Genomic DNA, 15,627 nt, shown 5'->3' on the forward strand with positions numbered 1-15,627 from the left:
ACTAACTGAGGAGGACAAATTTTGAATAGAAGTGTTTTGAAATTTGGCGGATCTTCCGTCAGCGATTTTACAAAGATTAAAAATATAGCAAACATGTTAAAAGATCGAGTTGAACAAGATGAACAACTGATTGTTGTAGTGAGTGCTATGGGTAAAACTACAGATCAATTGATGGAAAATGTATCATCCTTAACGTCAACTCCAAAAGAGCAAGAACTTGCCCTACTTTTAACAACTGGAGAGCAACAAACAGTTTCGTATTTGTCTATGGTGCTAAACGATATTGGTGTTAGTGCTAAAGCTATGACTGGATACCAAGCTGGAATTAAAACAATTGGACATCACTTAAAAAGTAAAATTGCTGAAATTAACCCTTCAACCTTCACTGATGCATTTGAGCAACATAATGTACTTGTGATTGCTGGTTTTCAAGGAATTAATGAGAACCATGAATTAACTACATTAGGTCGAGGTGGCTCTGATACTACAGCAGTGGCATTAGCAGCTAGCAATAACATACCTTGCGAAATCTATACAGATGTAGATGGTGTATATGCCACAGATCCTCGAATTTTAAGTCATGCTAAACGTTTAGAGTATGTATCTTATGAAGAGATGATGGAAATGAGTGCACTTGGTGCTGGCGTGCTTGAGACGCGCAGTGTTGAATTGGCTAAAAATTACAATATTCCACTATATTTAGGAAGAACTTTATCAAATGTGAAAGGAACATGGATTATGTCTAGAAGTGATTTATTAGAGAAAAAAGCAGTAACTGGGGTCGCATTAGATAAACACATGATGCATGTTACAATCACATATCCCCTACCAGATAATCGTTTATTAACACAATTATTCACTGAATTAGAAGAAGGCTCAGTTAACGTGGATATGATTTCCCAAATCGTTAACCATGAAGGATTACAATTATCATTTAGTATTAAAGACACAGATGTACATCAAATCTCACAAATTTTAGAACAGTTAGCAGTTAATTTTGAAGCTCTTGATTATAAAATTAACGAAGCTTATGTCAAAATTTCTTTAATTGGTTCTGGTATGAGAGATATGTCAGGTGTTGCATCTAAAGCATTTATAACTTTAATTAATGCTAAAATCCCCTTCTACCAAACAACCACATCAGAAATTAGTATTTCTTATGTCATTGATGCTGAAAATGGTGAAAAAGCTGTCGAAGAACTATACGGTGCTTTTGATATATAATTGATTTAACTTAATTTTTCACAATATTAATAATATTGAAAACGGAGTGACTTACACATGACAAAATTAGCAGTAGTTGGCGCAACAGGATTAGTAGGAACAAAAATGTTAGAAACATTAGATAGAAAAGCAATTCCCTTTGACGAATTAGTGTTATTTTCTTCAGCACGTTCTGCTGGTCAAAATATAGATTTTCAAGGACAAACATATACAGTACAAGAATTAACTGAAGAAGCAGCAAGTGAACATTTTGACTATGTATTAATGAGTGCAGGTGGTGGTACAAGTGAACATTTCGCCCCACTGTTTGAACAAGCTGGTGCTATAGTGATTGATAATTCTAGTCAATGGCGTATGGCAGAAGATGTAGATTTAGTAGTTCCAGAAGTTAATGAACCTAAGTTCACTAGAGGAATCATTGCAAATCCAAACTGTTCTACAATTCAATCAGTTGTACCTTTAAAAGTATTACAAGAAGCATTTGGTTTAAAACGTGTTGCTTATACAACATATCAAGCGGTTTCAGGATCTGGTATTAAGGGTAAGAGAGATTTATCTGAGGGCGCCAATGGTAAAGAACCTGTAGCTTATCCTCACCCTATTTATAATAATGTGTTACCACACATTGATGTATTTTTAGAAAATGGTTATACAAAAGAAGAGCAAAAAATGATTGATGAAACACGTAAGATTTTAAATGATAAAGATTTAAAAGTAACTGCTACATGTGTTCGTGTACCTGTTCAAGATAGTCATAGCGTGGAAATGGATGTCACATTCGATCAAGATACAACTGTAGAAGAAATTCAAGCTCTATTTGACAAAGATGATCGAGTAGTTCTTGTAGATAATCCAGCTAATAATGAATATCCACTTGCAATACATTCTACTGGTAAAGACGAAGTGTTTGTAGGTCGTATTCGTAGAGACGATTCTTTAGACAATACATTCCATGTATGGTGTACATCAGATAATTTATTGAAAGGTGCAGCATTAAACGCAGTTCAAGTTTTAGAACAAGTTTTAAAATTGAAAGGAGTTCTTTAATATGACACACATGTTTAAAGGCGTAGGTGTAGCATTAACTACACCATTCGTAAATAACGAGGTAGATTATGATGCTTTAAGAAGTCACGTTTCATTTTTATTAGAAAATAATGCTCAAGCAATTATTGTAAATGGTACTACGGCTGAAAGCCCTACTTTAAATGACGATGAAAAGGAACATGTATTAGAAACTGTAGTAAATTTAGTGAATAAACAAGTACCTGTAATTGCAGGTACTGGCACAAATAATACTGAAAAATCAATTCAAGCATCTGTTCGAGCTAGACAATTAGGCGCTGATGCAGTCATGTTAATTACACCTTATTATAATAAAACGAATCAACGCGGTTTAGTACAACATTTTGAAACAATTGCAAATGCGGTTGAATTACCAGTTGTATTATATAATGTGCCTTCTCGTACAAATATGACGATTGAACCAGAGACAGTTGAAACGTTAAGTAAAAATCAATATATTGTTGCACTTAAAGATGCTACAAATGATTTTGATTACTTTGAAGAAGTTAAAAAACGAGTTAATCAAGACGAATTTGCAATTTATAGTGGTAACGATGACAATGTAGTTGATTTCTATGAACGTGGTGGTAATGGCGTTATATCAGTAATTGCTAATGTTATTCCAAAAGAATTCCAACATTTATATGATGCTAAACAAAACGGGGACGATATCACTAAAGCGTTCGAGCCAATTGGACAATTGTTAGATGTTCTATCTGTAGATGTTAATCCTATACCAATCAAAGCATTAACTGCTCATGAAGGCTTTGGAAGCTATGAACTACGCTTACCTCTTCTACCATTAGAAGAAAATGATCGTAAAAAATTAGTACAAGCTTATGAAACATTTAAAGCAGGTGAAAAATAATGAAAATTCTTTTAATTGGTTATGGGGCTATGAACCAACGAGTTGCTAGATTAGCTGAAGAAAAAGGCCATGAAATTGTAGGCGTTATCGAACACACACCGAAAGATTCAACACCTTATCAACAATACGAACACATTGCTGACGCAAAAGATGCCGATGTTGCGATAGATTTTTCTAATCCTAATTTATTATTCCCATTATTAGAAGAATCGTTCAAATTACCATTAGTTATCGCAACTACTGGTGAAAAAGAAAAATTAGTTGAAAAACTAGAAGATTTAGGGAAAAACATGCCAGTATTTTTCAGTGCGAATATGAGTTATGGCATACACGCGCTTACCAAAATTCTAGAAGCGGCTGTTCCCCTATTACAAGATTTTGATATTGAACTTACCGAGGCGCATCACAATAAAAAAGTCGATGCCCCTAGTGGTACGTTAGTTAAACTATATGATGTCATTGAAGGATTACGTGAAAAAACAACGCCTGTATATGATCGTCATGATAAATCAGAAAAACGAACACCTGATGAAATAGGTATTCATGCAGTTCGTGGAGGTACAATTGTCGGAGAACATGATGTATTATTCGCTGGTACTGATGAAACAATTACTATTTCACATAAAGCACAATCAAAAGATATCTTTGCCAATGGAGCAATTGGCGCTGCTGAAAAATTAATTCACAAAGACAAAGGTTTTTATACTTTCGATAATTTATAATTCAACTGAAGGAGCGAAATTATGGTACAACATTTATCAGCCCAAGAAATAATTCAATATATTAGTGATGCAAAAAAATCAACACCATTAAAAGTTTATGTTAACGGTAATTTTGACAATGTAACTTTCCCTGAATCGTTTAAAGTATTTGGTTCAGATAATTCTAAAGTGATTTTTGTAGAAGCAGACGAATGGAAACCATTCTATGAACAACATCAAGGTCAATTTGAAGATGTTGAGATTGAAATGGACCGTCGTAATTCTGCGATTCCCTTAAAAGATTTAACTAATACGAATGCTAGAATTGAACCCGGTGCCTTTATTCGTGAACAAGCGATTATTGAAGATGGTGCTGTCGTAATGATGGGCGCTACGATTAATATCGGTGCAGTTGTTGGCGAAGGTACTATGGTAGATATGAATGCAACTTTAGGGGGGCGTGCTACTACAGGTAAAAATGTACATGTTGGTGCAGGTGCAGTATTAGCAGGTGTTATTGAACCACCTAGCGCATCACCAGTTGTCATCGAAGATAATGTTTTAATCGGAGCAAATGCAGTTATTTTAGAAGGTGTACGTGTCGGTGAAGGTGCAATTGTTGCAGCTGGCGCTATTGTGACACAAGATGTTCCTGCAGGTGCAGTTGTTGCAGGTACACCTGCTAAAGTGATTAAACAGACTTCTGAAGTTGAAGATTCTAAACGTGAGATTGTGTCTGCATTAAGAAAATTAAACGATTAATATATCGTAAATGAAAGTAAGTTGAAACGAAGACGTGGTTGAGCAGTTTAAAGAAGTAGATTTCAAACTTCTTGAGAACAGATAGCTCCCCACCCTTTCGTTTCGACTTTTTATTATCATTAAATATGATAACGTCATTAGGGAATTTTTAGAGAAAGGAATGATTTTGATGAATGAATTAGAATTTGTAACTACTCATAGAAGACATTTACATCAACATCCTGAATTAAGTTTACATGAATACGAAACAACTGAATATATCACTCAATTTTTAAATGAACTAGGTGTAACATATGAACGCCCACTAGAAACAGGTGCTATCGCCTATTTAAAAGGTAATAGTAATCATACGATTGCATATAGAGCAGATATTGATGCTTTACCGATTTTTGAAGAAAATGATGTAGACTATCGAAGTCAAAATGATAATGTGATGCATGCTTGTGGACACGATGGACATACAACTGCCCTGATGTTGTTTGTACAACGTTGTAAAGCAATGGCTGATCAAGGTACCCTTCCTCATAATGTTGTGTTTATTTTCCAACCTGCTGAAGAAACAGGTGGCGGTGCACATCGTCTTATTAATGCCAAAGCCTTTGATCAATATCCTATTGAAGCAGTATTTGGTATCCATGTAAATCCATTCTCAGATGAAGGCACAGTAGTAATCAGAGATGAAGAAATTACTGCTAGTGCGACTGAATATCGCTTTTATTTAAAAGGTTTATCTAGCCATGTTGCAGATAAAGAACAAGGCTATTCTTGTGGTGAAGCATTACATCACGTGTTAACGCAAGTTGGTCAAATTCAACAATATCATTTAAATGGTTTAAAACGTAATATCGTACATATGGGACATTTTGAAGCTGGTGAAGCGATTAATACAGTACCAAGTCATGGTTATCTAGAAGGAACTATTCGTACATATGATGCTGATGATTTAACTATTGTTAAAAATCAAATGCAAAAAATAGCTGACAGTGTCAAATTGTTATTTAACGTAGATTGTGAAGTGAAATTTGAAGAAGGATACCCTGCTACGATTAATAATCCTAAATTACGTAAACCTGTAGAACAAGCACTTAAAGATGCTCATTTAGAAGTGATTGAAAAGCCTACTCCATTTTTATTTGGCGAAGATTTTAGTTTTTATGGTCAATTATTAGCACCAGCATATTTTGTTTTTGTAGGTACACGAAATACAGATAAAGGCTATGTAACAGGATTACATACATCTCATTTAAATTTTGATGAAAAGGTATTAATTGATGTAGCCAATTATTATGAACATTTATTACTAAATTACAAAGAGGTGTAACTATTGACAGCAATTTGGTCAGTCGATTCAGAAGCATTTTTGGATAATGCAAAGAAAGTTAAAAATCAACAACCTATTATGGCTGTTGTTAAAAATAATGCCTATCATTATGGTTTAGAATTTGCAGTAAAGCAGTTTTTAAGTGCAGGTATTGATACATTTAGTACGACTTCTTTAAAAGAAGCTGTAAGAGTACGTGAATTAGCTCCAAATGCAACGGTATTTCTTATGAATGCAGTATATGATTTTGATACAGTGCGTGATAATCAAATTCATATGACGTTACCTTCTTTGAAATATTATTATGAGCATAAAGAAGATTTGCATGATATTCATATACATTTAGAATTTGAAAATTTGCTACATCGTTCCGGTTTTAAAACATTAACTGAAATTCAAGAAGTGTTACATGATCACCAACAAAATTCAAATCAAGATAAAATGATTATTTCAGGATTATGGACTCATTTTGGTTATGCTGATGAATTCGGTGTACCTGAATATGACCGTGAACGTGCTGCATGGTTAGAAGTATTAAATACTTTATTAAATGAAGGCTATCAGTTTGATTTCATTCACGCTCAAAATAGTGCAAGTTATTATCGTGAAGGTCAAGTCGTACTTCCCCACCATACGCACGCAAGAGTTGGTATTGCATTATATGGTTCTCGCCCATATAGTGGTTTAGGTGAAGAAGTGATTCAGCAATCATTAACTGTAAAAGCAAATGTCATACAAGTGCGTGATGTTCAGCAAGGAGACTATTGTGGCTACAGTTGGGCATTTGAAACACAGAATGATAATACGAAACTTGCGGTAGTAGATGTTGGTTATGGTGATGGTATTTTAAGAACGAGAGCACAACATGAAGCACTTATTAATGGAAAGCGCTACCCTATTCGTGCTTTAATGATGAGTCATATGTTCGTGGAAGTTGATGATAACGTACATGCACAAGATCAAGTTGTATTATATAATGAAAATATGCGCATAGACGAATACACATTTAAGGGTGTGGGAGCAAATTCTGAACAACTTAGCGCAATGAATCACGATTCTCTTATAAAGGAGTATAGATAAATATGACAGTAGAATATAACGAATACGGCGAATTAACATTAGGAGGTACAAGTCTTAAAACTGTGGCTCAAAGCTTTGGTACCCCTACCATTGTTTATGATGAAGATCAAATTCGTAATCAAATGCGTCGTTATCATCAAGCATTTCAACAAAGCGGGTTAAAATATAATATTTCATATGCTTCTAAAGCATTTACATGTATACAAATGGTTAAATTGGTTCAAGAAGAAGATTTACATTTAGATGTGGTTTCTGAAGGAGAATTATATACAGCACTTGAAGCAGGCTTTGACCCAAGTCGTATTCACTTCCATGGTAATAATAAAACAAAGCATGAAATCCGATATGCTTTAGAAAATAACATTGGCTATTTTGTTATAGATTCTTTAGAAGAAATTGATTTAATTGATCGCTATGCAAATGATACAGTACAAGTCGTATTAAGAGTCAATCCTGGTGTAGAAGCACATACACATGAATTTATCCAAACAGGTCAAGAAGATAGTAAATTTGGCCTTTCAATCCGTTATGGATTAGCTAATGAAGCGGTAGATAAAATTAAACAAACAAAACATCTTCATTTAAAAGGGTTTCACTTCCATATTGGTTCACAAATTGAAGGCACTGAAGCAATGATTGAAACAGCTAAAATTGTGTTGAACTGGTTAAATGACAACAATATTGATGTTGAACTGCTTAACCTTGGTGGTGGTTTTGGTATTAAGTATGTTGAAGGCGGCGTTAGCTTCCCTATTGAAACTGGCATTGCTGAAATTACAGATGCTATTAAAGAAGAGGTTAACAAGTTAAATATGGATACACCTGAAATCGGCATTGAGCCAGGACGTTCAATCGTTGGTGAAGCTGGTATAACATTATATGAAGTAGGCACAACGAAAGTCATTCCAGGAGTTAATAAATATGTATCTATAGATGGCGGTATGAGTGATCATATTAGAACATCATTATATGATGCCGAGTATCAAGCGTTACTTGTTAATCGTCATGAAGAAGCGGATGATACTATGACAATTGCAGGTAAATTGTGCGAATCGGGAGATATTATTATTAAAAATGCTAAGCTTCCAAGTTCAGTACAACGTGGAGATTACTTAGCGATATTATCCACTGGTGCTTATCACTATTCTATGGCTTCAAATTATAACCAAATGCAAAAGCCATCAGTGTTCTTTATTAAAGATGGCAAAGCACGTGAAGTCATTAAACGTCAATCATTAAGACAACTGATTATTAATGATACAAAATAGAAAAAATTAAGGTTCAATATAAGACAACCAATTAATGATTATCTTGTATTGAACCTTTAATTTTGTATTAATACTGTAATTTTTTAAATAATGTACGAGCGATGACGTAAAAAATAATAATGTAGAGGAATGTTAGCCCTATCATCATACCTAACTGAAAATTAAAATCTTGAACATGTTCTAGTTTTATAAAAGAAACTGGTAGAACTTTAAATTTAGGTAGCATTTCTACGATTTTAGTTAATATGTATCCAATTACCATAATCATAATTGTATAAGCTGAATTAAATTTAATTGATGATAAAATTCCTAAAAATAACAAAATAATAATCGTACTGAAAATACCTACTAATGATAATATAAAGCTTTTATTCACTAATGTATCATTTAAGAATAATGAGTGTGAAGAATAGTCGTGTTTATTAACAAAGAATAGATATACGATAATGCTAGAAATGATTAATATTATTCGTGAGATAATAACTAATAATAAAATAGATAAAAATTTATAGTTAAATATCTTATCCCTATTTTGATCTTTAAATAAGATTAAGCGGCCTGATTTAATATCATCATTAAAATTTTGACCAATCATCATACCTATTAATACAATGGGTAATAAAAATTTAAGTTCTGTATCAGAAATAGCAATCAGTAATTCTGCAAACGAGACACTATTTTTTTCAGTTGATGATAATGAAACAAAATCACTATGTGTTAGTTCTGCTATAAAAATAAGTAATGGATATAAACTGATTAATAATAAGACCCAAAATGACTTTAACTTTACTGTAAATTTAAAAATTTCGTTTAACATTGTTTAATCCCCTAACTATTTAAATAATGATATATAATCTGCTTCAATATTTTTGATGTTGAGTAAAGTATTATCATTACCTATGTAATTTTGAATTAATTTCAGATTATCTTCTTGGTCAATAATTTCTATAGTATTGCCATCTATATGCGTAATAAAATCAAATTGTTGTTTGATTGATTGCATATCTTTTATTGGATTTGTATATGTAAGTAATTGTCGATTTTCAAATTGTGTAGATTTTAATTCTTTGATTTCACCATTGTTAAGGAACAAATAACGATTACATATTTGTTTTAATTCATTAATCTGATGACTAGAAATTAAAAATATAGATTGATATTTTGCAGCATATTGTTGTAAAAGTTGAATTAATTGATCAATACCTACTGGATCTAAACCAACAAACGGTTCATCTAGAACTGCTATTTTAGGTTCTGTAATTAAGCACATTGCTAAACATAGTCTTTGCTTCATACCAAATGAATAGTCTTTAACCTTCTTTTTATTGTCTTCTAAAGCAACAAAAGTTAAAATATCACTTATTTTATCGAGATATTGATTTTGATTGTTTACTTTTAAATAAAATTCTAAATTTTGACGCGCGCTATAATTAGGAAAATATACTTGATTAATCATAAAACCAAAGTCAGTAAGTATATTTTCATTTATATGTATATCTTGGTTATTGTATGAAATAGTCCCTTCAGAAGGTCGTTGCATTTTAGCAATTAATTTCATTAGAGTGGTTTTACCCGCACCATTTTTACCAATTAAACCAATAATATCGCCATTATTCATATCAAAATTAATATTATTTAAGATAGTTGTAGAACCATAAGTTTTTTTAATATTCTGTAATTTTAGCATTTAAAACCCCTCCTTTTTTTGATAAGTATTAATAAAAATAAAACGGAAGTCATAAATAAAAATATAAAAATTAATTGAGGTATAGCTATCATATTCTCATCAATAGAAATTTCAAATTGATCATTCGTTTTTTTAGAATTTAAAATATAAGAATCATAATTAGGTAAATTCATTATATAAAGACTGTATAAGATATAACATAATAAATTAAACAGACTATTTGTAATCATAAATTGATAGTGTTTGTTACAGTAAAAAATAAAAACACCCGTAATAATAGTAGGAATTAAAAGCGTTAATATTGATGCAAGGTAAACATTAATATTGAATTGAAAATAACACATTATCCCGTAAAATATTGAAATTAAAATAAAAGTAGAAAAATAATATTTCATTAATTCACCCCAAATAAGTTAATAGTAAATTATAAATCCAATGTGTAATTATACTAAAAATTAAATTTATATTATAACGAATAAAATATAATATTATACTGCTTGGAAACCTATTAATCAAATTAATTAAAAAAGGTTCATTTAGATGTAATAAAAAAGCAAATAAAATTGAACCAATTATCGATATAAGTACTATATTAAATTCCTTACTAAGTATTTTGTATATTATATGTCTAAATAAATATTCCTCTCCAATAGCTACACATAGGAAATAAAATGTTATTAAATAGTCTTTAGTAATAAATGACATAATAATAAAACATAAAAATATTAACAGACATTTGTTCACATTAATAGATAAACCTTCAACACTATTTAACTTAAAAAGTTTAATAAAAAGAATTGGTATTATTATAAAACTTATTATAAATGATAGTAGTGTACATAGTTGAAGTACAAATTCATTTTTTATTAATATAGAAAAAATGCCTATGGAAATACTTAATGAAGCAGAGGAAAATATTACTAATAAAATAGAGAATAAGATGATTTTTATCTTATTCTCTAAAGTAGGTGTATTAATTACCATTTAACACGTCTGCCTCTATAGCCAATATGAAAGCGTCCAATTGATACATGTAATAATTTGAATAAACTTTCCATTTTAATCCCTCTCTTTAGTTGTTATAATTATTGTATAATATTTATATAAAATTGTCTACATTATTATTCTTTAATATACTTCTATTCCTCAAATAAAAAACGGTTAGTGACCCTATGATCACTAACCGCTAATTTTATATAAAAACTCCAATAAAAAACACCTTACATCTTGGTAAGGTGTTAGTTAATAAAGTCAATTTTTACAATCTATTTATTATAGTTTTACAACGTTCGCAGCTTGTGGTCCGCGGTCGCCTTCAACTACTTCAAATTCAACTGATTGACCTTCTTCTAATGATTTGTAACCATCTTGGTTAATTGCTGAGAAATGTACGAATACGTCGTTTTCTCCTTCAACTTCGATGAAGCCGAATCCTTTTTCAGCGTTAAACCATTTAACTGTACCTTGTTTCATAATCTGAAACCTCCAAGACTAAAATTCATTCAATATGCGTTATTCGCATATTACAAAAAATACATGGTCTAATTAGTCATAACGATAATAGCAAATACTTTTTGCAATATGGAATAAAACTATTGCTTAATTAATATTATAGTTTAAAAATAGCAAAATTGCAATACAATTATAGGAAATTATCATTTAAACTATTTTTGGAAGATTATAATATACTTCATTATTTTTTAAAACAATAAAACTATAAAATATTTGTAAATCTTCATCACAATCTTCGCAGAAATTTAAATCACAATTATTGTAAAATGCGTACATATTATATTTTCCCATTACACAGTTATCATAATAGGCTTGGCAAGCTTTAATTAAATCTTGATATTCTTCTAACATCTCATCATATGATGAAAACTCAGATTGCTTTACGATTTTTTCTGGCCAATCTTCAAATAACCACCAACCCTCGTAGTCAGCTCTAATTTTTGCAACTGTCCACATATGTATCCCCTTCTTTGTATAATTCTATATGCTAATTTTAACTTGTTGTATAACAAAATCAAGTTTGAAGACTCATACTTTTGGCCGATACGTAGTGTAGTTATTATTAGTTTTTTTAACGTTTTATCCTTATAATGATATTAAGAGGTGATTATGGTGGAACGCAAACATATACAAGTATTCGGCACAGTTCAAGGTGTCGGTTTTAGATTTTATACACAGAAAATAGCAAATCAACATGATATTAAAGGAACAGTACAAAATGTTGATGATTATGTAGATATATATGCACAAGGAGATACAGAAAGTTTAGATCAATTTATTAATAGTGTTGTTTCAGGTGCTTCTCCTGCCTCAAATGTAACCAATTATGATATTGAAACACTTGATGTTGATGAATCATTGAAAGATTTTAAAACGATTTAAACTAATTTAAAAAGGAAGATGGCAGTTGAGATATAATATTTCAAGAATATTTGGAATGATGGTAGGTATTCCTGTAGCGATTATTGCTTGGATGATTAGTATCTTTGGATTAGATCTGTCATTTATCATAGATGCTGTTATTGGTTTGGGTGGGTTTATAGTGTCATACTTCCCTACCCAACGGCTAACATCACGGAAGTATTTAAATGAAATAGGTTTAACTAGAAGAGAATATAGATATGTTAGAGGTCAATTGAATCAAGCGCAGGCTAAAATTCGAATGATTTTAAAATCATTTATTAATATTCGATCTATTAAAGACTTCAGACAAGTAAATGATATCTATAGAATATCTCGCTCTATTTATATGAGTGTGAAACAACGTCCAGGTATGTTTTTTAAAGTAGAAGGATTTTTCTATTCGCATATAGATAATGCTTTGAATTTAGTGGATTCGTATACTAGATTAACGAAAATGCCTAAGAAATCACATGAAGAAAAGCAAAAGTTAGAACAAACGCGTATTACTCTTGATGAGGTTAAACGCACATTAGTAGCAGACTTAAAACAATTAAATGAAGAAGATTATGAACGATTAGATGTTGAAATGGAATTAAACAAATTAGAGCAACAACGTAGACAAAAATAATATAGAAAGGAGCATTAATGGCTATGTCAAATGAACTAGAACGTGAGGCCTCACATCCTCTTGATCAGTATATTAATAATCAAACTGGGCAATCAAATACTGTTGTTGAAGATTTTGAACATCAATTTACTGAGGCAGATCAACAAAAAATCAATCAAATTAGCGAGCAAATTAAACCACTAGATCATGATGGCTTATTATCATTTGGTACTAATTTACAACAAAATATGTCTCAATTCTCTCATCAAATGTTAGATGATGTTCAATCCAAAGACATGGGACCTGTCGGTGACTCATTAAATCAATTGATGAGTAAATTAAAATCAGTTAATCCAAATGATTTAGACCCAAGCAAACAATCTAAATTAAAACGTATCTTTAGAAGAACTCAAGCCTCAATTAATGAAATATTTTCCAAAATGCAATCTGTTAGTTCTCAAATTGATCGTATAACAATTCAGTTGGAAAAGCATAAAGGTAATTTAACAAAAGATATCGATTTATTAGATGGATTATATGACCAAAACAAACAATATTTTGATGAAGTAACGGTATATATTGCAGCTGCTCAACGTAAAAAACAAGAGATACGACAAACAACGATTCCCAATTTACAACATAAAGCAGAACAATCAGGTAATCAAATGGATATACAAGCAGTTGCAGATATGGAACAATTTGTAGATAGATTAGAAAAAAGAATTTATGATTTACAACTTTCAAGACAAATTGCAATACAAACTGCCCCACAAATCCGTATGATTCAAAATGTTAATCAGGCCTTAGCTGAAAAAATTCAAAGTTCGATTTTAACAAGTATTCCACTTTGGAAAAATCAAATGGCTATTGCCCTAACGCTCATGCGACAAAGAAATGCAGTATCTGCACAACGCGCAGTCACAGATACTACGAACGATCTACTAACTCAAAATGCAGCGATGTTAAAACAAAATGCTATTGAAACAGCCACAGAAAATGAACGTGGTGTTGTAGATATTGAAACATTAAAACAAACTCAAAGTGATATTATTGATACAATCGAGCAAACATTGCAAATTCAGCATGATGGTCGACAAAAACGACAAGCTGCCGAAAAAGAACTATCAGGCTTAGAAAATGATTTAAAACAACATCTATTATCAATGAGAAAAGAATAGCACAAAGCATGATAAATAAAGAAGCCAGTAAAATGAGTTTTAAAATGACTCATTTTACTGGCTATTTTTCTATGATTTATTCTTTTTGATACACGATAGGTTGTTGTTTAATAAATGCACCGATAATATATGCAATAATTGTTGTAATAACAGCAATTGGGAACCATTCTAATGAATAATCTTTTAACCAAAGATAATCCATAAAGTTAAGTTTTAACCACCCTTGTGTGTGAATTACACTTAAAATCGATACGATTGCAACTACTATAACAGTAATTTGTTGTGTAATTGGCTTTGTTGGAATAAATCTAGCTAATAATATTAATAAAACTACTGTAATCGCTACTGGATAGATAACACTAAGAACGGGTTGTGACATTGTAATCACTGCATTTAAACCTTGATTAGCAATAATGAAGCTAACAATTGTAAAGAACACAACATATGTCTTATAAGATATTTTAGGAATAATTCGATGGAAATATTCACTAACAGCTACAATTAATCCACATGCCGTTGTTAAGCAAGCTAATGCAACAATAATACCTAATAAATACTTACCAAATGTTCCGAAACCTGTTGATGCCATAGTAGTTAATAAATATGTACCTACATTTTGGTCTTTCGCGGCTAATGCTTTTAATTTTGCATCTGAGACATCGATATGATTTCCGATAAATCCAAGTGATATATAAATAAAAACTAATGCTACAGCTGCTATTAATCCAGCAATTAACGTTTGTTTGAAAATTTTATCTGCGTGATTAACACCAGTGGCTTTTATCGCATTAACTACAATCATAGAAAATGCTATTGCAGCAATAGCATCCATAGTTAAGTAACCTTGTGTAAAGCCTTGTGAAAAACTACCGATATTATTGTTAAACAGTTCTGTTTTCCCATGACTTGAAGAATGACTACTAAAATCAATAAACCCTTTAATAATCATAGCTAATATAGTAATTAATAATAAAGGTGTTAATAATGAACCTATACGATCAACCATTTTATTAGGATTGATACATAAATATAATACGATAATGAAATATATTAACGTAAAAATAAATAATGTTAGATTACCATGTGAATGTGCAATTGGAGTTATTGTCATCTCAAATGATGTTGATGCCGTACGAGGTATGGCAAACAAAGGTCCAATAGTTAAGTAAATAACAATTAAAAAAATAATTGAAAATATAGGTGAAATTTTATTAAATGCGCCAATATAACCTTGTTTATCAAGTGCACCAACCACGACGCCAAGTAAAGGCAATCCTATCCCAGTTAATGCAAAAGCGAGAATCGCCGGCCAGAAAAAGTGTCCACTATCTAAACCTAAATTCGTTGGGAAGATTAAATTACCTGCACCAAAGAACATAGCAAATAGCATGAACCCTACAATCCATGTATTCTTATTCATAATGCTGCTCCTTTATAATTAAATATGCAAC

18 protein-coding genes are annotated in these 15,627 nt (G+C 31.2%); 11 read left to right on the forward strand and 7 right to left on the reverse strand.

What is annotated here, in order from left to right:
- Positions 1–18 precede the first annotated feature (18 nt).
- From GVY01_RS04445 to lysA, 8 genes are all read left to right on the forward strand, one after another.
- On the forward strand, positions 19–1,224 hold the full coding sequence (locus GVY01_RS04445) for an aspartate kinase (RefSeq protein WP_026083466.1): 1,206 nt from the start codon (positions 19–21) through the stop codon (positions 1,222–1,224).
- A 57-nt stretch (positions 1,225–1,281) separates the two neighbouring features.
- On the forward strand, positions 1,282–2,271 hold the full coding sequence (locus tag GVY01_RS04450; RefSeq protein ID WP_029055369.1) for an aspartate-semialdehyde dehydrogenase: 990 nt from the start codon (positions 1,282–1,284) through the stop codon (positions 2,269–2,271).
- A 1-nt stretch (position 2,272) separates the two neighbouring features.
- Positions 2,273–3,157 carry a 4-hydroxy-tetrahydrodipicolinate synthase gene (gene dapA / locus GVY01_RS04455; RefSeq protein WP_017636970.1) on the forward strand — a complete coding sequence of 295 codons (885 nt, stop codon included), beginning with the start codon at positions 2,273–2,275 and terminating at the stop codon, positions 3,155–3,157.
- Complete coding sequence (gene dapB, locus GVY01_RS04460) at positions 3,157–3,879, forward strand: 4-hydroxy-tetrahydrodipicolinate reductase (RefSeq protein ID WP_017636969.1); 723 nt, start codon at positions 3,157–3,159, stop codon at positions 3,877–3,879. Before dapA ends, dapB begins: the two co-directional genes overlap by 1 nt.
- A gap of 21 nt (positions 3,880–3,900) precedes the next feature.
- The gene (gene dapD / locus GVY01_RS04465; protein WP_017636968.1) at positions 3,901–4,620 is read left to right on the forward strand and encodes a 2,3,4,5-tetrahydropyridine-2,6-dicarboxylate N-acetyltransferase; all 720 of its coding nucleotides are present in this window, start codon (positions 3,901–3,903) and stop codon (positions 4,618–4,620) included.
- A 169-nt stretch (positions 4,621–4,789) separates the two neighbouring features.
- Positions 4,790–5,941 (forward strand): amidohydrolase, encoded by a 1,152-nt coding sequence (locus GVY01_RS04470; protein ID WP_017636967.1) that lies wholly within the window; start codon positions 4,790–4,792, stop codon positions 5,939–5,941.
- Between the two features lie 3 nt (positions 5,942–5,944).
- Positions 5,945–7,021, forward strand: a complete 1,077-nt coding sequence (locus GVY01_RS04475) for an alanine racemase (RefSeq protein ID WP_017636966.1) — start codon at positions 5,945–5,947, stop codon at positions 7,019–7,021.
- Between the two features lie 2 nt (positions 7,022–7,023).
- Positions 7,024–8,289 carry a diaminopimelate decarboxylase gene (gene lysA, locus GVY01_RS04480; protein WP_017636965.1) on the forward strand — a complete coding sequence of 422 codons (1,266 nt, stop codon included), beginning with the start codon at positions 7,024–7,026 and terminating at the stop codon, positions 8,287–8,289.
- Positions 8,290–8,356: 67 nt separating this feature from the next.
- Here the strand turns inward: lysA and GVY01_RS04485 are convergent, their stop codons facing one another.
- The 6 genes from GVY01_RS04485 to msaA all read right to left on the reverse strand — a co-directional run bounded on the left by GVY01_RS04485 (position 8,357) and on the right by msaA (position 11,944).
- Positions 8,357–9,106: a hypothetical protein gene (locus tag GVY01_RS04485; RefSeq protein ID WP_051522831.1), complete on the reverse strand. Its 750-nt coding sequence runs from the start codon at positions 9,104–9,106 to the stop codon at positions 8,357–8,359.
- 15 nt (positions 9,107–9,121) lie between these two features.
- The gene (locus tag GVY01_RS04490) at positions 9,122–9,976 is read right to left on the reverse strand and encodes an ABC transporter ATP-binding protein (RefSeq protein ID WP_029055364.1); all 855 of its coding nucleotides are present in this window, start codon (positions 9,974–9,976) and stop codon (positions 9,122–9,124) included.
- Positions 9,970–10,371 (reverse strand): Msa family membrane protein, encoded by a 402-nt coding sequence (locus GVY01_RS12780; protein ID WP_046466669.1) that lies wholly within the window; start codon positions 10,369–10,371, stop codon positions 9,970–9,972. The genes GVY01_RS04490 and GVY01_RS12780 overlap by 7 nt, the downstream gene beginning before the upstream one ends.
- A gap of 4 nt (positions 10,372–10,375) precedes the next feature.
- On the reverse strand, positions 10,376–10,960 hold the full coding sequence (locus GVY01_RS12785) for a CPBP family intramembrane glutamic endopeptidase (RefSeq protein ID WP_117239048.1): 585 nt from the start codon (positions 10,958–10,960) through the stop codon (positions 10,376–10,378).
- Positions 10,961–11,248: 288 nt separating this feature from the next.
- On the reverse strand, positions 11,249–11,449 hold the full coding sequence (gene cspA, locus GVY01_RS04500) for a cold shock protein CspA (RefSeq protein ID WP_002433901.1): 201 nt from the start codon (positions 11,447–11,449) through the stop codon (positions 11,249–11,251).
- Between the two features lie 186 nt (positions 11,450–11,635).
- Positions 11,636–11,944 (reverse strand): regulatory protein MsaA, encoded by a 309-nt coding sequence (gene msaA / locus GVY01_RS04505; protein WP_017636529.1) that lies wholly within the window; start codon positions 11,942–11,944, stop codon positions 11,636–11,638.
- A 156-nt stretch (positions 11,945–12,100) separates the two neighbouring features.
- On the opposite strand from msaA, the gene GVY01_RS04510 reads away from it, so the two are divergent.
- The 3 genes from GVY01_RS04510 to GVY01_RS04520 are packed head-to-tail and all read left to right on the forward strand — an operon-like array spanning position 12,101 to position 14,176.
- Positions 12,101–12,370 (forward strand): acylphosphatase, encoded by a 270-nt coding sequence (locus GVY01_RS04510; protein WP_026083438.1) that lies wholly within the window; start codon positions 12,101–12,103, stop codon positions 12,368–12,370.
- 25 nt (positions 12,371–12,395) lie between these two features.
- Positions 12,396–13,019, forward strand: a complete 624-nt coding sequence (locus tag GVY01_RS04515; protein ID WP_017636527.1) for a 5-bromo-4-chloroindolyl phosphate hydrolysis family protein — start codon at positions 12,396–12,398, stop codon at positions 13,017–13,019.
- 23 nt (positions 13,020–13,042) lie between these two features.
- Entirely contained in the window at positions 13,043–14,176 is a 1,134-nt protein-coding gene (locus GVY01_RS04520) for a toxic anion resistance protein (protein ID WP_026083437.1), read from the forward strand.
- Positions 14,177–14,252: 76 nt separating this feature from the next.
- Here GVY01_RS04520 and brnQ3 read toward each other — a convergent pair whose 3' ends face one another.
- Positions 14,253–15,596, reverse strand: a complete 1,344-nt coding sequence (gene brnQ3, locus GVY01_RS04525; protein WP_017636525.1) for a branched-chain amino acid-like transporter carrier protein BrnQ3 — start codon at positions 15,594–15,596, stop codon at positions 14,253–14,255.
- Positions 15,597–15,627: the final 31 nt, after the last annotated feature.

It is taken from the genome of Staphylococcus sp. 8AQ, from assembly GCF_902506595.1.
GTDB classification, from domain to species: domain Bacteria; phylum Bacillota; class Bacilli; order Staphylococcales; family Staphylococcaceae; genus Staphylococcus; species Staphylococcus pasteuri.